Below are 24,833 nucleotides of genomic sequence, written 5' to 3'. Positions count from 1 at the left end.
TCGCGCTACTGGTCGGCGCGGCGCGGGGTCTGCTCGGGGATGACCGCGACTCCGGTGAGCGCGGCCGTCGTGACGCGGCGGCTCTTCGCACGGCCCTGGCCGGGCTGCTTCGGGGCCGGCAGAGCGTCGAGCACGGAGTCGAGCAGGTGCTCGGCGACCTCGCTGCGGACGCGGCGCGGAGGCGTGACCGGCGCGATCGGGATGTCGAGGATCGGCGCGGCAGCGGCCGGCTCGATCTCCTTCTCGACCGGGGTCTCGACGGGAGCCGGCTCGACGGCCGCCGTCTCGGCGGCCTCCTGGCGCGGCTCGCGGTCGCGGCTGCGACGACGGCGCTCACCCCGGGCGGGACGCTCGCCGCGACGGCTCGGCTCGGACGGCTGCTCCTCGGGTGCCGTCGCGGACTCCTCCGGCGCCTGGGCCTCGACGGTCTCGGCGGCGTCCTCGACCAGCGCGGCCGCCTCCTCCGCCGCCTGGCGCACGGCCTGGGGGTGGATGGTGCTGGCGGCGATCTGCGCGAGCGCGTTCTTCGCGTCGTCCGTGATGGCGTGGGTGCTGATCGGCTTGGTCGCCGGCGCGCCCTGCCCGTTCTGCCCGCCGTTCGAGCGCCCGGAGGCGGCGGGCTGCTGCTCGCCGCCCTTGCCCCGGCGGCGCTGCTCCTGCTGCGGAGCGGCGGTCGACCGGTGCTTGAGCACGGGGTCGTGGTGGACGATGACGCCGCGCCCGGCGCAGATCTCGCAGTTCTCGCTGAAGGTCTCGAGCAGGCCCAGGCCCAGCTTCTTGCGGGTCATCTGCACGAGGCCGAGCGAGGTGACCTCGGCGACCTGGTGCTTCGTCCGGTCGCGGCTCAGGCACTCGACCAGGCGGCGGAGCACGAGGTCGCGGTTGGACTCGAGCACCATGTCGATGAAGTCGACGACGATGATGCCGCCGATGTCGCGCAGGCGCAGCTGGCGGACGATCTCCTCGGCCGCCTCCAGGTTGTTCTTCGTGACCGTCTCCTCGAGGTTCCCGCCCGAGCCGACGAACTTGCCGGTGTTGACGTCGACCACCGTCATCGCCTCGGTGCGGTCGATCACGAGCGAGCCGCCGCTGGGCAGCCACACCTTGCGCTCCAGCGCCTTCTCGATCTGCTCCGTGATGCGGAACTCGTCGAACGCGTCCTTCTCACCCGTGTAGACCTCGACGCGCTCGAGCAGATCGGGTGCGACCTGGCTGAGGTAGAGCTCGATGGTCTCGCGGGCGTCGTCGCCGGCGATGACCATCTTCTCGAAGTCCTCGTTGAAGACGTCGCGGACGATCTTGATCAGCAGGTCCGGCTCGCTGTGCAGGAGAGCGGGAGCCTGCCCGGTCGCGGCCTTCGCGCTGAGAGCCGTCCACTGCGCGGTCAGGCGCTCGACGTCGACGGTCAGCTGCTCCTCCGTGGCGCCCTCGGCCGCGGTCCGGACGATGACGCCCACGTTCTCGGGCAGCACCTCCTTGAGGATCTTCTTCAGGCGGGCGCGCTCGGTGTCCGGGAGCTTCCGCGAGATGCCGTTCATCGAACCGTTGGGCACGTAGACGAGGTAGCGGCCGGGGAGCGAGATCTGGCTCGTGAGACGGGCGCCCTTGTGGCCGACGGGGTCCTTCGTGACCTGGACGAGGACCCGGTCGCCGGGCTTGAGCGCGAGCTCGATCCGGCGGGGGCCGCCGGCGTTGTTCGCGGCGTCCCAGTCGACCTCGCCGGAGTAGAGCACGGCGTTGCGCCCGCGTCCGATGTCGACGAAGGCGGCCTCCATGCTCGGGAGGACGTTCTGCACGCGGCCGAGGTAGACGTTGCCGATGAGCGACGCCTCCTGCGAGCGGGCGACGTAGTGCTCGGCGAGGACGCCGTCCTCGAGCACGCCGATGCGGATGCTGTCCTCCTTCGAGCGGACGACCATGACGCGGTCGACGGCCTCCCGGCGGGCGAGGAACTCGGACTCGGTGACGACCGTGCGGCGCCGGCCGGCGTCGCGGCCGTCGCGGCGGCGCTGCTTCTTGGCCTCGAGGCGGGTCGAGCCCTTGATGCGCTGCGGCTCGGTGATGAGCTCGGGCTCGCGGGCCTCGCGCTGCTCGCGCGGCTGGCGGACCCGGACGACGGTGTTCTCGGGGTCGTCGGAGCCGGACCTCTCGCTCTCGCCGCTGCGGCGGCGCGAGCGGCGGCGGACGGAGCCCTGCTCCTCGGCCGGGCTCTCGCGCTCCTCCTGGACGCCCAGCGGCGCACCGCGGGGAGGCAGCGGAGCCAGCTCGACGTAGTCGGGCAGGACCGGCGCCTGGAACAGCAGCGACGGGCTCGGCAGTGCGGGCCGTCGCGGCTCCTCCTGGTCGGCGCCCGGGGTCTGCGGCAGGGCGTTGAAGAACACCGCGCCCGTCGACGTCGACGGCTCGGCCGCCTCCGCGGCGCTCCCGGTCTCGGGCAGCTCGATGCCCTCGGCTCCGGTCTGGTCGGTCTCGTTGCTGTCGATGATCGTCTCCCCTGTCGCTGGCGCGCTCGACTCGGTCCGCCGGCTCGCCCGGCGGCCACCGAAGAGGCGGCTGATCTTCCTGGCCCCGCTGCGGGGCCCGTCGCGGTCCGGATCGGATCCGCTCGTACTGTTGTCTTCCACCATTCCTGGTGCACTCCTCGGCCGGGTCGTCCGCCGCGTCGTCTTCCCGGATGCTTCTCTCGTGCGAGGGGCCTCGGCCCGCCGCGAATCCTTCCGCTCCCCCGGTCCCGTCGCGCTCGTGGCGCGGGACTCCGGTTGCAGCTGCACACTCGGAACTGACTATCCGACACGCGCTCCCCCGCGGTGCGACCTGCGGTCGACTCCCGGCGGAGCGGAGATCCGGCGCGTCCATTCGCGGAACGCTGTCGATCTCCTGTGGCCCGGTACTCGCCCGGTAAACCTTCTTCGCGTCGATGCGGGGTCCCCCGGACCGACGGCTCCGATTATCGCACGCATTCCCAGAGGCGCCGATCCGGCGCGTGCCATAATCCCCCGGTGTCCAGCGATCCCGGGGTGCGCGACGCCCCCACCCAGCAGCGCCCCGTCCTCTTCGCCGTCCTGCTGATCGTCCTCGGCGTGATCGGCTGGACCGCCGCCTTCGCTCTCACGAACGACAAGTTCGCCGCTCTCGAGAACCCCGATGCGGGCCTCGGCTGCGACTTCAGCCTGCTCGTGCAGTGCAGTGCGAACCTGAACTCGGCGCAGGGCGCGGTCTTCGGCTTCCCGAACCCTCTCATCGGCCTGGCTGCCTGGATCGCGCCGATCGTGGTGGGGCTGGGCCTGCTCGCGGGCGCCCGGTTCGACCGGTGGTTCTGGGCGGCCTTCAACGTCGGCTTCCTGCTGGCCCTGGTGTTCGTGGGCTGGCTCATCGCGACGAGCGTCTTCGCGCTCGGGACGCTCTGCCCCTGGTGCATGCTCACCTGGGCCGTCGTCATCCCGGGCTTCTGGCTGGTGACGCTCCGCAACCTCCGTGAGGGCGTGTTCCCCGTCCCCGCCGGGGTGCGCCGCTTCGCCGGTGCCGCCTACGGCTGGGTCCCGTTCATCACGCTGCTCTGCTACCTGCTGATCGCGGTGATCGCGCAGGTGAGGCTGAACGTGCTCGCCTACCTCTGACGGACGTCGTCAGAGGCAGGCGGCCGAGCGGCTCAGGCGAACCAGAGGCCGAGCTCGCGCGCGGCCGACTCCTCGGAGTCGGACCCGTGCACGAGGTTCTGCTGGACCTTGAGGCCCCAGTCGCGGCCGAGGTCGCCGCGGATGGTGCCGGGAGCGGCCGTGGTCGGGTCGGTGGTGCCGGCGAGGGCGCGGAAGCCCTCGATCACACGGTCGCCCGCGATGCGCAGGGCGACGATCGGGCCGCTCTCCATGAACTCGACGAGCGGCTCGTAGAAGGGCTTGCCCTCGTGCTCGGCGTAGTGGGCGGCGAGCAGCTCGCGGTCGGCCTCGACGAGCTTCACGTCGACGAGGGAGTAGCCCTTCGCCTCGATGCGGCGGAGGATCTCGCCGGTGAGGTTGCGGGCGACGCCGTCGGGCTTGACGAGGACGAGGGTCTCCTGAGTGGCCATGGTTCAGCGGTCTCCTTCGGTGGGGTCGGTGGGCTCCGCCGCCCGGCGCGTCTGAGCGTCGAGGCGGGTGCCGGTCACCATGCAGTACGTCCACAGCGCCACGAAGGCGGCGCCGATCACGTACATGATCGGGACCAGCAGGCCCGAGGCCACGATAACGAACTGCAGCACCCAGCCGATGCGGAAGCCGACCGGCCGGTTCAGCAGGCCCAGAGTGGCGACGAGCGCGAGGCAGACCACCGCTCCCCCGACCAGCACGATCACGGGGTCGGCCGCCTTCAGCCCGAAGGCCACCAGGGTGGCGAGGAAGACGATGACCGCCTCGAAGCCGAGCACGATCGAGCCGAGGCTCTCCCGGACGGTCCGCGAGCGCCGCGGGCGCCCGGCCCTCACGCGCCCAGCCAGTTCTCGTCGCGGGCCGCGGTGATCGTGCGGCCGACGAGGGTGATCGAGCCCGTGACCAGCAGGGCGCCCTTGTCGGTGCGCGCCGCGAGGACGCGACCGGCCGTGAGAGCACCCAGCGGGTCGTCGGCGACGCGGACCGCCTCCTCCGGGAACACGGTGCGGGCGAGCGCGGCGAGCTCCTCGGCGGGCATCGCCCGATCGCTCGGCGCCGTGGTCACGATCAGCTCGTCCACCACGGGGCGGAGCTCCCGGAGGATCCCCTCGGCGTCCTTCTCGGCCAGCACGCCGAGGACGGCCGTCACGCGGTCGAAGTCGAAGTAGCGGCCGAGAGCGGCGGCGAGGGACGCGGCACCGTGCGGGTTGTGCGCCGCGTCGACGACGGTGCGCGGAGCGAGTCCGACGAGCTGCAGGCGGCCCGGGGAGGTCGCGGCGGCGAAGCCCTCGTCGAGGACGTCGCCGGTGAGCTCCTGCGTCCCGCCTCCCAGGAACGTCTCGACCGCGGCGACGGCCACGGCGGCGTTCTCGGCCTGGTGGTCGCCGAAGAACGGCAGCAGCAGCTGCTCGTACGTGGTGACGAGTCCCCGGACGGTGACGACCTGGCCGCCGACGGCGACGGTCGTCGACTCGACGTCGAACTCCGCCCCCTCGACGACGATCGTCGACTCGGTGGCCTCGGCCGCGTGCCGCAGCACCGCCTCCGCCTCCGGGACCTGCCTCGCGGAGACCACCGAGGCGAGCGGCTTGACGATGCCCGACTTGGTGCGCGCGATCTCCTCGATCGTCGAGCCGAGGCGGTCGGTGTGGTCGAGGGCGATCGGCGTGAAGACGGCGACCTGCGCGTCGGCGACGTTCGTCGAGTCCCACTCGCCGCCCATCCCCACCTCGACGACGGCCACGTCGACCGGCGCGTCGGCGAAGGCCGCGTAGGCCAGGACGGTGATCGCCTCGAAGAAGGACAGCGGCGCCTCGCCCTGCTCGGCCAGCTCGGCGTCGGTCATCCGCAGGTACGGCTCGACGTCCTGCCAGTTGTCGGCGAGGCTCCGGTCGGAGATCGGCTCTCCGTCGATGACGATGCGCTCGTTGAAGCGCTCGAGGTGCGGACTGGTGAACAGGCCCACCCGCAGCCCGTGGGCGCGCAGCAGGCTCTCGATCATCCGGCTGGTCGAGGTCTTGCCGTTGGTTCCGGCGATCTGGATCACCGGGTAGGCGCGCTGCGGGTCGCCGAGGATCTCGACGGCGCGCCGGGTCGGAGCGAGGCGCGGGCGGACGCTCGCCTCGCCCAGGCGCTCCAGCAGCGCGGCGTAGACGGCGTCGGCGGCCGCGCGGTCGGCGTCGTCCGGCTCGAACGGATCAGACATCGGCGGCCTCGACCTTCTCGACGCGGATGATGGCGGTGCCCGCGGGGCCGACGGCGATCGCGCCCTCGCCGCCCTCGAGAGCCGTGGTGAGCGGAGTGAACGCGCATCCGGTCGCGAGGGTCTCCTCCGCGATCCAGAGCGCGTGCGGCTCGAGCGCCTGCAGGCTCGGCTCGTCGAGCACGACCTCCAGGACGATCCGGTCGCTGACCTCGAACCCGGCCGCCTTGCGGGCGTCCTGCACCGCGCGGATGAGGTCGCGGGCGAGCCCCTCCGCTTCGAGCTCGGGGGTGGTCGCCGTGTCGAGGAGCACGAAGCCCCCGCGCGGGAGCAGGGCGATGGCGCGGTCATCGCCGGCCGAGCCGCCGACCTCGAGCGTGAGCTCGTACTCGCCCTCGACCAGCTCGACGCCGCCGGCGGTGACGACGCCGTCCGTCTCGCTCCAGTCGCCGGCCTTGGCGGCCCTGATCACGGTCTGCACGCCCTTGCCGAGCCGGGGCCCGGCGGCGCGCGCGTTGACCGCGAGACGGGAGGTGACGCCGTAGTCGGCGGCGCTGGAGTCGACCAGCGGCACCAGCGACACCTCCTTCACGTTCAGCTCGTCGCGGAGGATCGCCTCGAACGGCGCGAGCTCGGCGGCGTCGGCGACCACCACGGTCAGGCGCGCGAGCGGCAGGCGGACGCGGAGCCCGGCCTGCTTGCGGAGGGAGAGCGCGGTGGACGAGATGCCGCGGACCGCGTCCATCGCGTGCACGAGCGCCGGGTCGGCGGGGAACTCGTCCGCCTCCGGCCAGTCGGTGAGGTGGACGCTGCGGCCGCCGGTCAGGCCCTGCCATATCTGCTCGGTGACGAGAGGCAGGAGCGGGGCGGCGACGCGGCACACGGTCTCGAGGACCGTGTAGAGCGTGTCGAACGCCTCCGATCCGCGGCCGTCCTCGTCGACGCCCTGCCAGAAGCGGTCGCGGGAGCGGCGCACGTACCAGTTCGTGAGCACGTCGCTGAAGTCGCGGAGCGCGGCGGCCGCGAGCGTGGAGTCCAGCGCCTCGAGCCGGCCGGTCACGGTCTCGACCAGATCGCGGGTCTTGGCCAGCAGGTAGCGGTCGAGGACGTCCTCGGAGCCGGTGTGCCTGGTCGCCTCGTAGCCGCCGCCCGCCGAGGCGTTGGCGTAGAGGGAGAAGAAGTACCAGGTGCTCCACAGCGGCAGCAGCACCTGGCGGACGCCCTCGCGGATGCCATCCTCCGTCACGACGAGGTTGCCGCCCCGGAGGACCGGGCTCGACATCAGGAACCAGCGCATGGCGTCGGAGCCGTCGCGGTCGAAGACCTCGGCCACGTCCGGGTAGTTGCGCAGCGACTTGGACATCTTCTGCCCGTCGTTGCCCAGCACGATGCCGTGGCTGACCACGTTGCGGAACGCCGGGCGGTCGAAGAGCGCGGTGGAGAGCACGTGCAGCGTGTAGAACCAGCCGCGCGTCTGCCCGATGTACTCGACGATGAAGTCCGCCGGGTTGTGGGTGTCGAACCAGTCCGCGTTCTCGAACGGGTAGTGCACCTGGGCGAAGGGCATCGATCCGGAGTCGAACCAGACGTCGAGGACGTCGCTGATCCGGCGCATCGTCGAGCGCCCGGTCGGGTCGTCGGGGTTCGGGCGGGTCAGCTCGTCGATGAACGGCCGGTGCAGGTCGTCCGGGCGCACGCCGAAGTCGCGCTCCAGCTCGTCCAGCGAGCCGTAGACGTCGATCCGCGGGTACTCCGGGTCGTCGCTCTTCCACACCGGGATCGGCGAGCCGAAGTAGCGGTTGCGGCTGATGGACCAGTCGCGCGCGCCCGAGAGCCACTTGCCGAACTGGCCGTCCTTGACGTTCTCGGGGACCCAGGTGATCTCCTGGTTGAGCTCCTCCATGCGGTCGCGGATCGCGGTGACGCGGACGAACCAGCTCGAGACCGCCTTGTAGATCAGCGGATTGCGGCAGCGCCAGCAGTGCGGGTACGAGTGCTCGTAGCTCGCCTGGCGGAGCAGCCGGTGGCCCGCGCGCAGGAGCTGCGTGAGGGGCTTGTTCGCGTCGAAGACCTGGAGGCCGGCGACCTCGCTGATCTGCGGCAGGAAGCGGCCGCCGTCGTCGACCGAGATGATGACGGGGATGCCCGCCGCCTCGCAGACCTTCTGGTCGTCCTCGCCGTAGGCGGGCGCCTGGTGCACGATGCCGGTGCCCTCGCTGGTGGTCACGTAGTCGGCGACGAGGATGCGCCACGCGTTCTGCGTGCCCCAGGCCTCGGTGTCCGCGTAGTGGTCCCAGAGGCGGTCGTAGCTGATCCCCTCGAGCTCGGAGCCGCGGTGGGTGCGCGAGACGGCGGCCAGGGCCGACTCCGCGTCCGGATAGCCGAGGTCCTTCGCGTAGGCGCCGACCTGGTCGATGGCGAGCAGGTACTCGGCCGAGAGCTCGCGCTCCTCGGGCTCGCCCCTGCCGTCGGCCGCGCCGTTCGGGCCGGCGGGGACGACCGCGTACTCGATGTCGGGCCCGACGGCGAGCGCGAGGTTCGTCGGCAGCGTCCACGGCGTCGTCGTCCACGCGAGAGCGCGGACCGCCGTCAGCTGAAGCGCCTCCGCCGTCTCGCCGACCAGCGGGAAGGTGACGGTGACCGTCTGGTCCTGGCGCATCTTGTAGACGTCGTCGTCCATCCGCAGCTCGTGGTTCGAGAGCGGCGTCTGGTCGCGCCAGCAGTACGGCAGCACGCGGTGGCCCTCGTAGGCGAGGCCCTTGTCGTAGAGCTGCTTGAACGCCCAGATCACCGACTCCATGAAGGTGGGGTCGAGCGTCTTGTAGTCGTCGTCGAAGTCGACCCAGCGCGCCTGGCGGGTGACGTAGTCCTGCCACTCCCCGGTGTAGCGCAGCACCGACTCCTTCGCGGCGGCGTTGAAGGCCGCGACGCCCATCTCCTCGATCTGGGACTTGTCGGTGATGCCGAGCTGCCGCTCCGCCTCGAGCTCGGCGGGCAGGCCGTGGGTGTCCCAGCCGAAGCGGCGGTGCACCTGGCGTCCGCGCATCGTCTCGAAGCGGGGGAAGACGTCCTTGGCGTAGCCGGTGAGGAGGTGCCCGTAGTGCGGCAGGCCGTTGGCGAAGGGCGGGCCGTCGTAGAAGACCCACTCCGGCGCTCCCTCGCGCTGCCGGATCGACTCCTGGAAGGTGTCGTCCGCCTTCCAGTACGCGAGCACGCGCTCCTCGATCTCGGGGAAGCGCGGCGACGGGGACACGCCCCGGCCGAACGCGGAGCCCTCGGCGGGCTCGGCTCCGTGCGGGGTGGGCGGGGTCAGGGGGTAGGTCACGTGCGGTCTCCTGGCAGTGCTGCTGGTCTGCACGAGGACGGCCCGCCCGGATCTCAGACCCCGGGCCGGGTCGCGGTACCACCTCGCTTGGACCGGTCGGCCGGTCGCTCCCGGAGGAGTGCCCGCTGACGCGTTCCCACTCGATCGGCTGTCACGGGCCGCACCCGTCCGGGTCTACTGGGCGCAGGCCGGAGCCGGCGCCGTTCTTCCGGAGACTCACCGGTGATGGCCGGGTCGAAGTCGTCCGGCGCTATCCTAGCGCGTCGGGGGAAGCGGAGCAGGAGCGGTTCATGGTGCGAGGAGTGCAGCGCGGACGGCCCCGCGCGTCGTCGCGCTCCATGCTCGAGGACGCCGCACTGGACCTCTTCGTCGAGCAGAGCTACGCGGGCACGACGATCGAGCAGATCGCCCAGCGGGCGGGGGTCTCGCGCAACACCTTCTTCAACTACTTCGAGTCCAAGAGCGACGTCTTCTGGGTGCTGGTCGACGACCGGCTGGCCGAGCTCCCGGAGGCGCTGGCCGAGACGGCGGCAGAGGCGCCGGTGATGGACGCGCTCGGCGACGCGCTGCTCGCGATCGGCTCCGGCTTCGGACCCGCGACGGTGCCGTGGGTGCTCACCCAGTCCGAGATGATCGGCAGCGTCCACGAGCTGCAGGCGTCGGCCCTCGGCCGCCTCGCCCGGCAGGCGGCCGTCATCGCCCGCTTCGTGGAGGAGCGGAGCGCGCGCCCGCTGCCCTCGCACCTCTCGCGCGCCATCGCCTACGCGAGCGTCGGAGCCGCGGTGGCGGCCGTGCAGGCGTGGGCCGCGGCGGGCCCCACCCGCGGCGAGCTCGTGCCCTATCTCGACGAGGCGCTCGCGCCCGTCCGCGCCGGCTTCGCCCCCGTCGTCGACTGACCCGGCTCCCGCCGCTCCGGTAGAATAGTCGCGGCCGGCGGGCGACTCGCCCCGGAGCCCCCATCCAGGCACCATCACCACCGACACGGTGCCGCCCATAGCGAACCGGAGCATCATGACCCTCGCCGACCGCCTCCCCGCGAAGCCCGCCCTCGAGGGCCTGGAGGGCACGTGGGGCCTCCGCTGGCAGACCGACGGGACCTACCGGTTCGACCGCACCGGCCTCACCCGCGCCGACGTCTACTCGATCGACACCCCGCCGCCCACCGCGTCCGGGTCGCTGCACATCGGGCACGTCTTCTCCTACACGCACACCGACGTCGTCGCGCGGTTCCAGCGGATGCGCGGCAAGAGCGTCTTCTACCCGATGGGCTGGGACGACAACGGCCTGCCCACCGAGCGCCGCGTGCAGAACTACTACGGTGTGCGCTGCGACCCGACGCTCCCCTACGAGTCCGGCTTCACGCCTCCGTTCGAGGGCGGCGACAACAAGAGCAGCAAGGCCGCCGACCAGAAGCCGATCTCGCGCCGCAACTTCGTCGAGCTGTGCGAGCGCCTCACCGTCGAGGACGAGAAGCAGTTCGAGGACGTCTGGCGGGCCCTCGGCCTGTCCGTCGACTGGTCGCAGAGCTACCGGACCATCGGCGACGAGTCGCAGGCCGCCTCGCAGCGCGCCTTCCTCCGCAACCTCGCCCGCGGCGAGGCCTACCAGGCGCAGGCCCCGACGCTCTGGGACATCACCTTCCGGACCGCCGTCGCCCAGGCGGAGCTCGAGGACAAGGACCAGCCCGGCGCCTACCACCGCCTCGGCTTCCACCGCGACGGCGGCGAGGACGTCTTCATCGAGACGACCCGTCCCGAGCTGCTGCCCGCCTGCGTCGCCCTCGTCGCGCACCCCGACGACGAGCGCTACCAGGCGCTGTTCGGCACCACCGTCCGCACGCCGCTCTTCGACGTCGAGGTCCCGGTGCTCGCGCACCACCTCGCGCAGAAGGACAAGGGCTCGGGCATCGCGATGATCTGCACCTTCGGCGACATCACGGACGTGGTCTGGTGGCGCGAGCTCGACCTGCCCAACCGCGCGATCATCGGCTTCGACGGCCGCCTGATCTCGGAGGCTCCCGCCGCGATCACGAGCGACGCGGGCCGCGCCGCGTACGAGCAGCTCGCCGGCAAGACCGTCTTCTCCGCGAAGCAGGCCGTCGTGGCGCTGCTGAAGGAGTCCGGCGAGATGGTCGGCGACCCGCGCCCCATCACCCACCAGGTCAAGTTCTTCGAGAAGGGCGACAAGCCGCTCGAGATCGTGTCGACCCGCCAGTGGTACATCGGCAACGGCGCTCGCGACGCGGTGCTCAAGGAGCGCCTGCTGGAGCTCGGCCGCGACGTGCGCTTCGTGCCGGCGTTCATGCGCGTCCGCTACGAGAACTGGGTGAACGGCCTCTCCGGCGACTGGCTGATCTCGCGCCAGCGCTTCTTCGGCGTGCCGATCCCGGTGTGGTACCCGCTCGACGGCGACGGCAACCCCGTCTTCGACTCCCCGATCGTGCCGGACGAGGCGGCGCTGCCGGTGGATCCCTCCAGCGACCCGGCCCCCGGCTACTCGGAGGACCAGCGCGGAGCGGCGGGCGGCTTCCAGGGCGAGCTCGACGTGATGGACACCTGGGCGACCTCCTCGCTGACCCCGCAGCTCGCGGGCGGCTGGGAGCGCGACGACGAGCTCTGGCAGCTGGTCGCTCCCTACGACCTGCGCCCGCAGGGCCAGGACATCATCCGCACCTGGCTCTTCTCTACCCTCCTGCGCTCGCAGCTCGAGGACGGCCGCGCCCCGTGGAGCACGGCGACCGTCTCCGGCTTCATCGTCGACCCCGACCGAAAGAAGATGTCGAAGTCGAAGGGCAACGTGGTCACTCCCGCCGCGATGCTCGAGCAGCACGGCTCGGACGCGGTCCGCTACTGGGCCGCCTCCTCGCGCCTGGGCACCGACGCGGCCTTCGACCCGCAGAACCCGACGCAGATCAAGATCGGCCGCCGACTGGCGATCAAGATCCTCAACGCGGCGAAATTCATCCACGGCTTCCCTCTCGCCGAGGGCGCCGAGGTCACCGACCCGCTCGACCTCAGCATGCTGGCCACCCTCGACACCGTGGTCGCCGACGCGACGACGGCGCTCGAGAACTACGACCACGCCCGCGCCCTCGAGACGACGGAGGCGTTCTTCTGGACGTTCTGCGACGACTACCTGGAGCTGGTGAAGGAGCGCGCGTACAGCGAGGACGGCGCGTCCGCCGCGGCCGCCCTGCACCGGGCGCTCGACGTCCTCCAGCGCCTGTTCGCGCCGTTCCTGCCGTTCGCGACGGAGGAGACCTGGTCGTGGTCGCACGACGACTCGGTGCACCTGCGCCCCTGGCCGACGGTCGAGGGACTGGGCGGCGACCCCGCCGTCCTGGCCGCGGCGAGCTCCGTCCTCACGGCCATCCGGCGCGCGAAGACCGATGCGAAGGCCTCGCAGAAGACGCCGGCCCGCTCCGCCCTGGTGACGGCGCCCGCCGAGCTCGTCGCGTCTCTCCGACTCGCCGCGGGAGACCTCGCGGCCGTCGGCAGGATCGCGACGCTCGACTTCGCCGAGGGCGACGCCCTCGCGGTCGGCATCGAACTCGAGACCGAGGCGTAGCGCCGCTCCCGGGGGGCGGGAACCGTCCCGCCTCCCTCCCCACCGTCGAGAGGACCCCTCCCATGCAGCTCGGAACCCGCTGGTCGGTCGGCCAGGTGCCGCCGCAGACCCTCCCCGAGATCGTCGTCACCGCCATCGGCGACGTCGAGGGCGAGCTCGCCGCGGCCGGCACGGCGACCGCCGACTGGCGCTGGACGCTCACCTGGCTCGAGGGCAGGCCCGTCCTCGAACTCGACGACGGCACGACGATCACCTACCGTCCCGACGAGGACGCTGCCTACATCACGCAGCCGCAGGGCCGCGTGGAGGGCGAGGACGACGACGACTGGGGCTGACGCCCCTTCGCGGCGCGGTCGCCGAGCCCGGTGAGCGCGCGTGTCCTGCGATCCTGAGCCGGAGCCCTCTCCCCCGCTCGCGCTCTAGGCTCGCAGGATGAGCGCTCCCGATCCCGTCGCCGTCCTGCTCGAGCCGAGCGGACTCCCCCACGGGCTCCCCGACTTCGCCGCCGTCGACCCCGAGGCCTACCGCCCGGCGTTCCTCGAGGCCCTCCGCCGGCACCGCGCCGAGATCGACGCGATCGCCGGCGCCTCCGAGCCGCCGACCGTCGAGAACACCCTCGTCGCCCTCGAGCGGGCGGGCCGCGAGCTGCGCCGGGTGAGCGCCGTCTTCTTCACTGTCGCCGCCTCCGACCGCACTCCGCTCACCGACGCTCTGGAGGCCGAGCTCGCTCCGCTGCTCTCGGCCCACAGCGATGCGATCAGCCTCGACCCGCGCCTGTTCGCCCGGCTCCGCGCTCTCGCCGAGCAGTCGACGGAGCTCGACCTCGACGCCGAGACGGCCTACCTCCTCGAGCGGAGGATCACCGGTTTCGAGCGCTCCGGTGCGCTCCTCGACGACGCGGGGAAGGCACGGCTCGGCGAGCTGAACGAGCAGCTGTCGACCCTGACCACGCGCTTCGAGAAGGACCTGCTCGCCGAGTCGAACGACCGGGCCGTCCTCCTCGACGACGTCGCCGGCCTCGACGGGCTCGACGAGTCCGACGTCTCGGCCGCCGCGCGCGCCGCCGCCGACCGCGGCGTCGACGGCTGGCTGATCACCCTGCCCCTCTACTCCGGACACCCCTGGCTCGCGCGTCTGCGCGACCGCGGCGTCCGCGAGCGCGTCCTGCGCGCCTCCGTCGGCCGCGGTGCGGAGGGCGGGCCGCACGACACCACCGCGACCCTGCAGCGGATCGTCGCGCTGCGGGCCGAGCGCGCAGCTCTGCTGGGCGCGGCCTCGCACGCCGAGTTCGTGATCTCGGGCCAGACCGCGGGCTCGCCGGAGCGCGTCTTGTCGCTGCTGCGCGAGCTCGCCGCTCCCGCCGCCCGGAACGCGAGGATCGAGCTCGAGCGGATGCAGGCCTCCGCCGACGCCGAGCAGGACGCCGCCGGAGCGCCGCGCTTCACGATCGAGGCGTGGGATCGCGCCTACTACGAGGAGCGCGTGCGGTCGGAGAGCTACTCCGTCGACTCCAGCGCACTGCGTCCCTTCTTCGAGCTGGAGCGGGTGCTCCGGCACGGCGTGTTCGCCGCCGCCACCGGTCTCTACGGCGTCCGCTTCTCGGAGCGGAGCGACCTGGCCGGCTACAGCGAGCACGTCCGCGTGTTCGAGGTGCACGAGGAGGACGGGACGCCGCTGGGCCTGTTCCTGCTCGATCCCTTCACCCGCGACTCGAAGCGCGGCGGGGCGTGGATGAACTCCCTGTCCAGCCGCACCTCGCTGCTCGGCGACTCCGCCGTCGTCGTGAACAACCTGAACCTGTCGGCTCCGGGCGCGGGCGAGCCCGCCCTTCTCAGCCTCGACGAGGTGGAGACGCTGTTCCACGAGTTCGGGCACGCCCTGCACGGCCTGTTCGCGAGCACGCGGTACCCGCGCTTCGCCGGTACCGCGGTGTTCCGGGACTTCGTCGAGTTCCCGAGCCAGGTGAACGAGACGTGGGTGCGCCGCCCCGGGCTCCTCGCCGAGTACGCCCGCCACGTCGAGACCGGCGAGGCCCTGCCCGCGGGGACCGTCGAGCGCCTCGAGGCGTCCGCGCTGTGGGGCGAGGGCTTCGCGACGAGCGAGTACCTGGCGTCCGCCCTGCTCGACCTCGCCTGGCACTCCCTGCCGGCACCGGTCGAGCCGCGCGACGCGGCCGCCTTCGAGCGCGACGTGCTCGACGGCGCGGGCCTCCTCCTCCCCGCCGTGCCGCCCCGCTACCGCAGCACGTACTTCGCGCACGTCTTCTCCGGCGGCTACTCCGCGGGCTACTACTCCTACATCTGGAGCGAGATCCTCGACGCGGACACGGTCGAGTGGTTCGAGGAGAACGGCGGCCTCGACCGCTCGGCGGGCGAGCGCTTCCGCCGCGGGGTGCTCGAGCTCGGCGGCTCCCGCGATCCGCTCGACGCGTACCGCGCGTTCCGCGGGCGGGATGCGCGGACCGAGCCGCTGCTCGCGCGCCGCGGCCTCCTCTAGCGGCGCCGGGGGACGAGCCAGGCGAGGAGGACGAGTCCCACGACCAGGCCCCAGAACGCCGATCCGATCCCCGCGATGGTCGTGCCGGAGGCGGTGACCAGGAGCGTCGCCGCCGCCGACAGCCGCAGCCGCGCGTCCTCCACAGCGGCCTGCACCGCCGACACGAACACCCCCAGCAGCGCCAGACCGGCGACCGCCTCGATCAGCAGCGGGCTCGCGGAGGACACCAGCGCGGCGGCCGCTCCGGCGAACACGCCCAGCACGAGGTAGGAGGCGCCCGCCGAGACCGAGGCGACCCAGCGCTGCTCCGGCCGCGGCGAGGCCTCGGGACCCGCGGTCAGCGCGGCGCTGAGCGCGGCGTAGTTGATCGGCACGCCGCCGAAGATCGCCGAGACCCCGGAGAGAGCACCGGTCGAGACGATCCCGGGACGCGAGTGGGCCGCGAAGCCGAAGCTCGTCAGCACCGCGATGCCCGGGATGTTCTGCCCGGCCATGGTGACCACGTAGAGCGGCAGGCCGATCCCGACCATCGCTCCGATCTCGAACACCGGAGCGACGAACTGCGGCACGGGGAGCAGCGGCGCACCGGCGAGTGCCGCGCCGTCCGTCACGATCAGCAGCACGATCGCCAGGGCGATCGCGGCCGGCACCGCCCAGCGGGGCAGGAGCCGCAGGAGCAGCAGCCAGAGCAGGATCACCGGCAGCGCGAGCGCGGGGATCTCGACCGCCGCGCGCACCGGCGCCAGGACGAGCGGGAACAGGATGCCCGCGAGCATGGCGTTCGCGAGCGGCCGCGGGATGCGCGCGACGAGCCTCCCGAGCGCCGGCCACAGCCCGGTGACCACCAGCAGAGCGGAGGCGACCAGGAACGCCCCGACCGCGCGGTCGAAACCACCGGGGAGCGTCGCGGTCGCGGCCAGCAGGGCGGCTCCCGGCGTGCTCCAGGCGAAGGTCATCGGCACGCGGTAGCGGATGCTCAGCACGATGCAGAGGACCCCCTGCAGCACGCAGACCGCGAGGAGGCCCGACGCGGCCTGCGCGTCGGTGGCGCCCACCGCGACCACCCCGGCGAGCACGATCGCGAACGAGCTGGAGAAGCCGGTCAGGGCGGCGACGATCCCGGCGAGCAGCGGCTGGACGATGGCGGAGCCTCCCGGAGGATCGACCGGCACCGAGGCGACCGGACGCACCGTCGGCGCGCTCCGCCAGGCTAGGGAAGCGGGAGCGCCTCGCCCGACGATCCGCCGGGCCAATCGCGGTGAACTGGCAGAGCGGGGCGGGGAGCGACTAGGCGCTCTTCTCCTGGCGACGGGGAGCGTGAGGGACGATCGTCGGGGCCGCGTTGTCGAGCACCGCGGCACGGGTGACGACGACCCGAGCCACCTCGTCCGAGGAGGGTACCTCGAACATGATCGGGCCGAGCACCTCCTCGAGGATCGCGCGCAGTCCGCGGGCCCCGGTCTGGCGGAGGACCGCCAGGTCCGCGATGGCCTCGAGAGCGCCCCGGTCGAACTCGAGCTCGACGCCGTCGATCTCGAACATCCGCTGGTACTGCTTCACGAGCGCGTTGCGCGGCTCGGTGAGGATCTGCATGAGCGCGACCTGGTCGAGCTGCGTGACCGTCGTCACGACGGGGAGACGCCCGATGAATTCGGGGATCAACCCGAACTTGTGCAGGTCCTCCGGGAGGACCTCACTGAAGATGTTGATCTCGTCTTCCTTGTTGTGCAGCGGAGCGCCGAAGCCGATGCCGCGCTTGCCCGCCCGCGACGAGATGATGTCCTCGAGTCCGGCGAAGGCGCCGGCGACGATGAAGAGGACGTTCGTCGTGTCGATCTGGATGAACTCCTGGTGCGGGTGCTTCCGCCCGCCCTGCGGGGGCACGGAGGCGACGGTGCCCTCGAGGATCTTGAGCAGCGCCTGCTGCACTCCCTCGCCCGAGACGTCGCGCGTGATCGAGGGGTTCTCGGCCTTCCGCGCGATCTTGTCGACCTCGTCGATGTAGATGATGCCGGTCTCGGCACGCTTGACGTCGTAGTCGGCGGCCTGGATGAGCTTGAGGAGGATGTTCTCGACGTCCTCGCCGACGTAGCCCGCCTCGGTGAGGGCCGTGGCGTCCGCGACAGCGAAGGGCACGTTGAGGCGCTTCGCGAGGGTCTGGGCGAGGTAGGTCTTCCCGCAGCCCGTGGGGCCGATGAGCAGGATGTTGCTCTTGGCGATCTCGACCTCGTCGTGGATCGCGTCGGCGGCGGTGATGGTGTTGCGGGCGCGCACGCGCTTGTAGTGGTTGTACACGGCGACGGCGAGGGCCTTCTTGGCCTGCTCCTGCCCGATCACGTACTCCTCGAGGAAGCCGAAGATCTCCTTCGGCTTCGGGAGGTCGAACTCGTGGCTCGTCTCCTCGCTCGACTCGGAGAGGCGCTCCTCGATGATCTCGTTGCAGAGCTCGACGCACTCGTCGCAGATGTAGACGCCCGGTCCCGCGATGAGCTGCTGGACCTGCTTCTGGCTCTTGCCGCAGAAGGAGCACTTCAGCAGGTCGGCGCTTTCGCCAATACGTGCCACGGGGATGCCCCACTTCCTTGTCGTGCGTCTGTCGTGCGTCGGTCGGTCGTGGAACGGAGCCCGGAGCTCCGGCCGGTGCGAGCGGGACGAGCCCCCTGACACTGCTCCGAGCCTAGCCGCTGAGCCGCGAGGGCTCGGCAGGCGGGCCGGATTCGCCGTGCCTTGCGCCTCGTGTGGCGCTTTGCTACGGCGACGGAGGACGCAGAGAGGGGCCGGGCGGCGGATCGCTCCGCCACCCGGCCCCTCCCGGACGCCCTACGCCGTGAGAGCCGGGAGGCTCTTGCGGCTGGTGAGCACCTGGTCGATCAGCCCGTACTCGAGCGCGTCGCTCGCGCCGAGGATCTTGTCGCGGTCGATGTCCTTCTTGACCTGCTCGATCGAGCGGTTCGAGTGGTGCGACAGCGTCTCCTCGAGCCACTCGCGCATGCGCATGATCTCGGCGGCCTGGATCTCGATGTCCGAGGCCTGGCCCCCGCCCTGCTGCACGGCGGGCTGGTGGATGAGGATGCGCGCGTTCGGCAGCGCGAGGCGCTTGCCGGGCGTTCCCGCGGCGGTGAGCACGGCGGCGGCCGAGGCGGCCTGGCCGAGCACGACCGTCTGGATGTGCGGGCGGATGTACTGCATCGTGTCGTAGATCGCCGTCATCGCGGTGAAGGATCCACCGGGCGAGTTGATGTACATGACGATGTCGCGGTCCGGGTCCTGGCTCTCGAGCACGAGGAGCTGGGCCATGATGTCGTCCGCGGAGGCGTCGTCGACCTGGACGCCGAGGAAGATGATGCGGTCCTCGAAGAGCTTGGCGTAAGGGTCCTGGCGCTTGTAGCCGTAGGCCGTGCGCTCCTCGAACGTGGGGAGGATGTAGCGCGAGGACGGTGCGGCTCCGGAGCCGAACGCCGTTCCGCCGAAGGTGGGTGTGGTCATTGTCTGTTCCTGATCTCTCGGCGCGTTCGCTGGACTACTCGTCGATGGCGGTTCCGCCACCGCCGGCCACGTCGGTCGCCGACGAGCGGATGTGGTCGACGAAGCCGTAGGCGAGGGCCTCCTCGGCGCTGAACCAGCGGTCGCGGTCGCCGTCCTCGTTGACCTGCTCGACGGTCTTGCCGGTCGCCTTGGCGGTGATCTCGGCGAGGCGCTTCTTCATGTCGAGGATGAGCTGCGCCTGGGTCTGGATGTCGGAGGCCGTGCCGCCGAAGCCGCCGTGCGGCTGGTGGAGGAGCACCCGCGCGTTCGGGGTGATGTAGCGCTTGCCCTGGGTTCCGGCGGTGAGGAGCAGCTGGCCCATGGAGGCCGCCATCCCGATGCCCACGGTCACGATGTCGTTCGGGACGAACTGCATCGTGTCGTAGATCGCCATGCCCGCGGTGATGGAGCCGCCGGGCGAGTTGATGTAGAGGTAGATGTCCCGCTCGGAGTCCTCGGCTGCAAGGAGCAGGAGCTTCGCGGCGATCTCGTTCGCGTTCTCGTCGCGCACCTCGGAACCGAGCCAGATGATCCGGTCCTTGAGCAGGCGGTCGAAAACACTGTTGGGCATAACCATGTCGGCCATGTATTGCTCCGTTTCAGTTGTCGCTTCGGAGGCGAATCTATCGGACGCCGCCAGGCCGATCCGGCCGTGTTCGCCCGGGGCGGAGCGGGAGTCGCCCGTGTTCGCCCGGGGCGGACCGGAGCCCCCCAACGAGAGGAGCCGCCCTCCGACGGATCGGGGGGCGGCTCCTGACGTGCTCGCGGCGACTACTCCGCGGCCGGGGTCTCCTCGGCGGGAGCGGCGGCCTTCTTCTTGGCCGGCGCGCGCTTCTTCTTGGGGGCTGGGGCGGGCTCCTCCTCGGCAGCGGGCTCCTCGGCGACGGGCTCCGCGGGGACCTCGGCGTCGGCGGCGGCCTGAGCCTCCTCCACGACCTCGGTCTCGTCCGAGGCGACGGCCTCGTCGGAGGCCTCGACGGCCTCGTCGTCACCGGGGACCGCGGTGAACGCGGTCAGGTCGACGGCGTTGCCCTCGGTGTCGGTGACCTTCGCCTTGCCGAGGACGATCGCGAGCGCCTTGTTGCGGGCGACCTCGCCGACCATCTGGCCGATCTGGTTGTTCTCGGACAGGATCTTGATGAACTCGTTCGGCTCCATGCCGTACTGCGCCGCACCCTGGATGAGGTACTGCGTGAGCTCGTCCTGGCTGACCTGGACCTTCTCCTGCTCGACGACGTGGTCGAGGAGGATCTGCGTCTTGAAGGTCTTCTCGCTGGCCTCCTTGACCTCGGCGCGGTGCTCGGCGTCCTCGAGGCGGTTCTCGCCCTCGAGGTGGCGGTGCACCTCGTCCTCGACGAGACCGGCGGGCACGGGGACCTCGACGAGGGCGAGCAGCGCCTCGACGAGCTTCTCGCGGGCCTCGCCGCCCTGGCCGAAGGTCTTCTGCTGAGCGGCCTGCTCCTTGAGCGACTCGCGCAGCTCGGCGATGGTGTCGAACTCGCTGGCGATCTGCGCGAAGTCGTCGTCGGCCTCGGGGAGCTCGCGCTCCTTGACGGCGGTGAGCGCGACGGCGATCTCGGCCTGCTCGCCGGCGTGGTCGCCGCCGAGCAGCGGAGCGGTGAACGTGGTGCTCTCGCCCGCGGTGAGCGAGTCGAGCGCCTCGTCGATGCCCTCGATCAGCTCGCCCGAGCCGAGCTCGTACGAGATGGCGTTGGCGGTGTCGACCTCGACGCCGTCGATGGAGGCGACCAGGTCGATCTGCGCGAAGTCGCCGGTCTTCGCCGGGCGGTCCACGGTGACCAGGGTGCCGAAGCGGCTGCGGAGCTTGTCCAGCTCGGCGTCGACGTCGGCGTCGGTGACCTCGGCCGCCTCGACGGTGAGCTCGATGCCGTCGTAGTCCGGGACGGTGATCTCGGGGCGCACGTCGACCTCGATGGCGAGCTCGAGGTCGCCGGTGAAGTCCTTGTCGCTCGGCCAGGCGACGATGTCGGCCTGCGGGCGGCCCAGGGGGCGGACCTCGGTCTCGCGGACGGCCTCGCGGTAGAAGCCGTCGAGGCCCTCGTTGACCGCGTGCTCGAGCACCGCGGCCTTGCCGACGCGCTGGTCGACGATGGCGGGCGGGACCTTGCCCTTGCGGAAGCCGGGGACGTTGATCTGCTCGGCGATGTGGCCGTAGGCGTGCGTGATGCTGGGGCCGAGCTCGTCCGGGGTGACCGAAATCGCGAGCTTCACGCGGGTCGGGCTCAGCTGTTCTACCGTGGTCTTCACGTGAGGGGATCTCCTGTGCTGGTTGGTGTCGGCGCCGGATGACGGTCGTCACGGGTCGATGTCGTCACGATGAGTACTCGTGGTCGGGGCGACAGGATTCGAACCTGCGACCTCCCGCTCCCAAAGCGGGCGCTCTAGCCAAGCTGAGCTACGCCCCGGATGCGCGGGCCTGGGCACCGTGCGTGAGACTCTCGTCGAGCCGTCCCCGCACGTGCGCTTGCGCGACACGCCGAAATGGCCTTCGCAAGTGTACTGCACCGCGGCAGCGGCGACCGGAACCGCGCGGCGGAGGACGACCGGGGTGTCCACGGTGCTCGTGCGATGTACTACGCTGTCCTGGTGCCCGGTCGAGAGACCCGGTCGCACCGGTTCGCGGTCGTCAGGCCGCCGATCCGGGGCTGTAGCTTAGTGGTAAAGCCTCTGTCTTCCAAACAGATGATGCGAGTTCGATTCTCGTCAGCCCCTCTCCTCTCGAAGAGCCCCGGATGTCCGGGGCTCTTCGTCGTTCCGAGGCGTTCCGGGCGTGCTCAGCCGACCGCGCCGCGGTGCTCCTCCGTCAGGGCGAGGTACGAGGCGGCGTTCCGGCGGATGCCCTCGCGCTCCTCCTCCGTCAGCTCCCGCCGGACCCTCCCGGGGACGCCCGCCACGAGCGAGCCCGGCGGGACGACCGTCCCCTCGAGGACGACGGCGCCCGCGGCGATCAGCGAGCCGGTGCCGATGACGGCCCCGTTCAGGACGGTCGCGCTCATGCCGACCAGCACGTCGTCTTCGAGGGTGCAGCCGTGCAGCACAGCGTTGTGCCCGACCGAGACTCCGGCGCCGATGACCGCGTCGTAGTCGGCGTCGACGTGGACGACGACGCCGTCCTGGAGGTTGCTGCCGGCGCCGAGCTCGATCCGCGCGTGCTCGGCGCGCAGGACGGCGCCGTACCAGACGCTCGCCCGCTCCCCCAGGCGCACGGAGCCGATCACGGTGGCGCCCGGAGCGACCCACGCGGTGTCGGCGATCTCCGGGGCGCGTCCCCCGGTCAGGGCGAGGACGCGGGCGCCCTCCGCAGGACTCGACGGCATCGGGTTCTCCTCTTCTCCGGTGGTCAGCGCCCGGCGCGCAGGAAGGCGAGGACCGCCAGCACCCGCCGGTGGTCGGAGCCCGAGTCCTCGAGCCCGAGCTTCTGGAAGATCGCGGTCACGTTCTTCTCCACGGCGCCCACGCCGACGAAGAGAGCGGAGGCGATGCCCGCGTTCGTGCGCCCCTGGGCCATCTGCTCCAGCACCTCCCGCTCCCGCGGGGTCAGCGAGGCGAGCGGGTCGCGGTTGCGCTGCAGGAGCGAGGCGACGACCTGCGGGTCGAGGACTGTTCCGCCCGCTGCGACGCGCTCGACGGCGTCGCGCAGCTCCTCCACGGAGGCGACCCGGTCCTTCAAGAGGTAGCCGAGTCCGCCGTCGCCGGAGCCGAGCAGCTCCTGCGCGTAGGTGACCTCGACGTACTGGCTGAGCAGCAGAACCGACACCTGCGGGTAGCGCCGGCGGATCTCCAGCGCCGCGCGGACGCCCTCGTCGCGGAAGGTCGGCGGCATCCGGACGTCGAGCACGGCGACGTCGACCCCGGCCGGGTCCCGCGCCAGATCGGCGAGCAGGGCGTCCGCGTCCCCGAAGGCGCCGACGGAGGCGAACCCCGCGTCCTCGAAGAGGCGGACCAGGCCCTCGCGCAGGAGGACCGAGTCCTCGGCGATGGCGACGCGGATCACGGGCACGCCCTCAGGATAGGGCGGCCGGGCGGTAGGGGACGTGCACCCCGACCGTGGTCGGCCCGCCGACCGGCGACTCCACGCTCAGGATCCCGCGCAGGCCCCGGACGCGCCCGCCGACCCCCTCGAGACCGTGACCGGCGACCGGCGACGCCCCGCCGACTCCGTCGTCCACCACCCAGGCGTCGAGCCATCGCTCCCCCGGAGTGCCGGAGTCGCGGGTGTCGAGATGCACCCGCACCGATCGGGCACCGGAGTGCTTGGAGACGTTGGCGAGCAGCTCGGCGACGACGAAGTAGACGCTGCGCTCGACCTCGGGCGGCACGTCCGCCACGGGGTGCTCGGTGAGGACCTCGACCGGCACCGGGCTGAGCTCGGCGAGCGAGTGCACCGCCGCCTCGAAGCCCCGGTCCTGCAGGATCGGCGGCGCCACTCCGCGGGAGAGGGCGCGCAGCTCGTCGAGCGCGGCGCGCACGTGCTCGCGAGCCTCGTCGACCAGGCGGGCGGCGGACTCCGGGTCGGCGGCGAGTCGGTTGCGGGCCGAGGCCAGGTCCATCTGCACCCGGATCAGGCGCTGCTGCGGGCCGTCGTGGATGTCGCGCTCGAGCCGGCGCAGCGCGCGGTCCTCGGCGGCGACGGCTGCGCCGCGGGAGGCGCTCAGCTCGGCGACCTCTCGCTGGAGCGCCTCCGACTCCCACGGGCCGAGCAGGAGACGGTCGACCAGCCAGTGCAGGAGGGAGAGGCCGCGGGTGGCGAACGGCAGGGTCGAGACGAAGAGGACGGTCGTGGCGACCGTCGCCGCGGCGACCAGTCCCGCCGGAGGCTGCGGGGCGCCCAGCAGAGCGGCCCCGCTCTCGGCCAGCAGGCGGGCCGGACCGGGGGCCCCCGTGAGCGCGGCGGCCACCGTGCCCGGGCCCGCCCAGGTCCACAGCGCGAGGAGCAGTCCGGACAGCAGCGCGAGCACCGGAGCCACGACGAGCGTGTGCAGGAGAGCGAGCCAGTAGTGCCCGTCGATCACCGGACCGTAGAGGGCGAAGGTCGAGGGAGTGACGGCGGAGGGCGGTCGCCGCCACTGCGGCCGGGGGACGGCGGGCCGTCCGGCCAGCACGTCGAGGCCGACGGCGGCCCGCGAGAAGAAGCGCGCCGTGTAGAGGGCGGCGGGCAGGAACACCAGGCCGATCAGGACTCCGACGAGCCCGAGCGCGACGGCCAGCGCGACGCCGGCGCAGAAGGCACCGAGGAGGGCGACCGGGATCGCGGCCACCAGCGCGAGCACCTCCCGGGGCAGTCCGCGCCAGAGCCGGAGGTAGGCGCGCGAGGCCTCGCCGAGGGCCGTCGATGCTCCGCTCATCCGCGCCTCCTGTCCGCTCCCGCCGCCGCCGCGACCCGGTCGAGCGTACCGGCGGCACGGCTCCGGGCACCCGGGGGGAAGCCCCCGTGACGCCCCTCCGCGACCGAGGTGAGCCTGTCCTTCACCGGACTGAGCCGAGCCTGCGCTTCCTTGCGGCGCCGAGGGATCTGCGTACTGTTGACGATCAGTCACCCCCTCTCGAAAGGACCAGACGATGTCCACCACGTCCGTCACGTCGCTCACCTCGTCGAACCCGGATGTCGCATCCGGAGTCGCCCAGTTCCTCAGCCCCGTCGTCGTCGAGATGACCGCGCTCGCCGTCAACGGCAAGCAGGCGCACTGGCACGTCCGCGGCGCCAACTTCATCGGCGTCCACGAGCTGCTCGACGCGATCGTCGGCCGCGCCATCGAGTGGGCCGACCTCGCCGCGGAGCGCGTCGTCGCCCTCGGCCTCCCGGTCGACGCCCGCATCCAGACCGTCGCCTCGGCGACGCAGTCCGAACCCCTCACCCCCGGCTTCCAGCGCTCCGAGAACGCGATCGTCGAGATCATCCGCCAGATGGACGTCGCCATCGCGACCGTCAACACGGCGATCGCCGAGCTCGCCGAGATCGACGCGAGCAGCCAGGACGTCGCGATCGAGATCGGCCGCGGCCTCGAGAAGGACCGCTGGTTCCTCTTCGCCCACGTCAGCGAGAGCTGAGCACCACGCCTCGACCGGCCCGCGG

General features: G+C 71.9%; 19 protein-coding genes and 2 tRNA genes. 7 read left to right on the top strand and 14 right to left on the bottom strand.

Features of this window, described 5'->3' with window-relative positions:
* Positions 1–5 precede the first annotated feature (5 nt).
* Positions 6–2,627 (bottom strand): Rne/Rng family ribonuclease, encoded by a 2,622-nt coding sequence (locus C5C44_RS08605; protein ID WP_104223684.1) that lies wholly within the window; start codon positions 2,625–2,627, stop codon positions 6–8.
* A 372-nt stretch (positions 2,628–2,999) separates the two neighbouring features.
* Between C5C44_RS08605 and C5C44_RS08600 the strand changes: the two genes are divergently transcribed.
* Positions 3,000–3,617: a vitamin K epoxide reductase family protein gene (locus tag C5C44_RS08600; protein ID WP_244230638.1), complete on the top strand. Its 618-nt coding sequence runs from the start codon at positions 3,000–3,002 to the stop codon at positions 3,615–3,617.
* Between the two features lie 32 nt (positions 3,618–3,649).
* On the opposite strand, the gene ndk is transcribed toward C5C44_RS08600, so the two are convergent.
* Genes ndk through ileS form a run of 4 tightly spaced genes read right to left on the bottom strand, consistent with a single transcriptional unit; the run spans position 3,650 to position 9,151 of the window.
* Positions 3,650–4,066, bottom strand: a complete 417-nt coding sequence (gene ndk / locus C5C44_RS08595; RefSeq protein WP_104223686.1) for a nucleoside-diphosphate kinase — start codon at positions 4,064–4,066, stop codon at positions 3,650–3,652.
* Positions 4,067–4,069: 3 nt separating this feature from the next.
* The gene (locus tag C5C44_RS08590; protein WP_258060376.1) at positions 4,070–4,459 is read right to left on the bottom strand and encodes a DUF4233 domain-containing protein; all 390 of its coding nucleotides are present in this window, start codon (positions 4,457–4,459) and stop codon (positions 4,070–4,072) included.
* Entirely contained in the window at positions 4,456–5,829 is a 1,374-nt protein-coding gene (locus tag C5C44_RS08585; protein WP_104223687.1) for a folylpolyglutamate synthase/dihydrofolate synthase family protein, read from the bottom strand. Before C5C44_RS08585 ends, C5C44_RS08590 begins: the two co-directional genes overlap by 4 nt.
* Complete coding sequence (gene ileS / locus C5C44_RS08580; protein ID WP_374953263.1) at positions 5,822–9,151, bottom strand: isoleucine--tRNA ligase; 3,330 nt, start codon at positions 9,149–9,151, stop codon at positions 5,822–5,824. Before ileS ends, C5C44_RS08585 begins: the two co-directional genes overlap by 8 nt.
* Before the next feature lie 290 nt (positions 9,152–9,441).
* On the opposite strand from ileS, the gene C5C44_RS08575 reads away from it, so the two are divergent.
* From C5C44_RS08575 to C5C44_RS08560, 4 genes are all read left to right on the top strand, one after another.
* Positions 9,442–10,047: a TetR/AcrR family transcriptional regulator gene (locus C5C44_RS08575; RefSeq protein ID WP_104327686.1), complete on the top strand. Its 606-nt coding sequence runs from the start codon at positions 9,442–9,444 to the stop codon at positions 10,045–10,047.
* A 115-nt stretch (positions 10,048–10,162) separates the two neighbouring features.
* Positions 10,163–12,718, top strand: coding sequence for a valine--tRNA ligase (gene valS, locus C5C44_RS08570; protein ID WP_104335682.1), 2,556 nt, complete (start codon positions 10,163–10,165; stop codon positions 12,716–12,718).
* A 62-nt stretch (positions 12,719–12,780) separates the two neighbouring features.
* Positions 12,781–13,053 (top strand): hypothetical protein, encoded by a 273-nt coding sequence (locus C5C44_RS08565; protein WP_104250565.1) that lies wholly within the window; start codon positions 12,781–12,783, stop codon positions 13,051–13,053.
* Positions 13,054–13,150: 97 nt separating this feature from the next.
* A complete protein-coding gene (locus tag C5C44_RS08560) occupies positions 13,151–15,214 on the top strand; it encodes a M3 family metallopeptidase (RefSeq protein WP_104335681.1) in 2,064 nt (687 codons plus the stop codon).
* Here the strand turns inward: C5C44_RS08560 and C5C44_RS08555 are convergent.
* From C5C44_RS08555 to C5C44_RS08530, 6 genes are all read right to left on the bottom strand, one after another.
* The gene (locus C5C44_RS08555) at positions 15,211–16,386 is read right to left on the bottom strand and encodes a benzoate/H(+) symporter BenE family transporter (protein ID WP_104335693.1); all 1,176 of its coding nucleotides are present in this window, start codon (positions 16,384–16,386) and stop codon (positions 15,211–15,213) included. The genes C5C44_RS08560 and C5C44_RS08555 overlap by 4 nt on opposite strands.
* A 115-nt stretch (positions 16,387–16,501) precedes the next feature.
* The gene (clpX, locus tag C5C44_RS08550) at positions 16,502–17,779 is read right to left on the bottom strand and encodes an ATP-dependent Clp protease ATP-binding subunit ClpX (protein WP_104223693.1); all 1,278 of its coding nucleotides are present in this window, start codon (positions 17,777–17,779) and stop codon (positions 16,502–16,504) included.
* 255 nt (positions 17,780–18,034) lie between these two features.
* Positions 18,035–18,700 carry an ATP-dependent Clp protease proteolytic subunit gene (locus C5C44_RS08545; protein WP_068253282.1) on the bottom strand — a complete coding sequence of 222 codons (666 nt, stop codon included), beginning with the start codon at positions 18,698–18,700 and terminating at the stop codon, positions 18,035–18,037.
* 34 nt (positions 18,701–18,734) lie between these two features.
* The gene (locus C5C44_RS08540) at positions 18,735–19,325 is read right to left on the bottom strand and encodes an ATP-dependent Clp protease proteolytic subunit (protein ID WP_097165884.1); all 591 of its coding nucleotides are present in this window, start codon (positions 19,323–19,325) and stop codon (positions 18,735–18,737) included.
* 185 nt (positions 19,326–19,510) lie between these two features.
* On the bottom strand, positions 19,511–21,007 hold the full coding sequence (tig, locus tag C5C44_RS08535) for a trigger factor (protein ID WP_104226727.1): 1,497 nt from the start codon (positions 21,005–21,007) through the stop codon (positions 19,511–19,513).
* An 80-nt stretch (positions 21,008–21,087) separates the two neighbouring features.
* Positions 21,088–21,165 (bottom strand) — tRNA-Pro (locus C5C44_RS08530).
* Positions 21,166–21,401: 236 nt separating this feature from the next.
* Between C5C44_RS08530 and C5C44_RS08525 the strand changes: the two genes are divergently transcribed.
* Positions 21,402–21,472 (top strand) — tRNA-Gly (locus C5C44_RS08525).
* 62 nt (positions 21,473–21,534) lie between these two features.
* Here the strand turns inward: C5C44_RS08525 and C5C44_RS08520 are convergent.
* The 3 genes from C5C44_RS08520 to C5C44_RS08510 are packed head-to-tail and all read right to left on the bottom strand — an operon-like array spanning position 21,535 to position 24,105.
* Positions 21,535–22,077, bottom strand: a complete 543-nt coding sequence (locus C5C44_RS08520) for a gamma carbonic anhydrase family protein (protein WP_104226728.1) — start codon at positions 22,075–22,077, stop codon at positions 21,535–21,537.
* Positions 22,078–22,100: 23 nt separating this feature from the next.
* The gene (locus C5C44_RS08515) at positions 22,101–22,760 is read right to left on the bottom strand and encodes a response regulator transcription factor (RefSeq protein WP_104247297.1); all 660 of its coding nucleotides are present in this window, start codon (positions 22,758–22,760) and stop codon (positions 22,101–22,103) included.
* Between the two features lie 4 nt (positions 22,761–22,764).
* A complete protein-coding gene (locus tag C5C44_RS08510) occupies positions 22,765–24,105 on the bottom strand; it encodes a histidine kinase (protein ID WP_104335680.1) in 1,341 nt (446 codons plus the stop codon).
* Between the two features lie 214 nt (positions 24,106–24,319).
* On the opposite strand from C5C44_RS08510, the gene C5C44_RS08505 reads away from it, so the two are divergent.
* Positions 24,320–24,808: a Dps family protein gene (locus tag C5C44_RS08505; RefSeq protein ID WP_104226731.1), complete on the top strand. Its 489-nt coding sequence runs from the start codon at positions 24,320–24,322 to the stop codon at positions 24,806–24,808.
* Positions 24,809–24,833 lie beyond the last annotated feature (25 nt).

It is taken from the genome of Rathayibacter sp. AY1F6 (assembly GCF_002932035.1).
In the GTDB taxonomy this organism is placed as follows: domain Bacteria; phylum Actinomycetota; class Actinomycetes; order Actinomycetales; family Microbacteriaceae; genus Rathayibacter.
The sequence above is the reverse complement of the archived record's forward strand: the minus strand, read 5'-3'. Positions and strand labels throughout refer to the sequence as shown.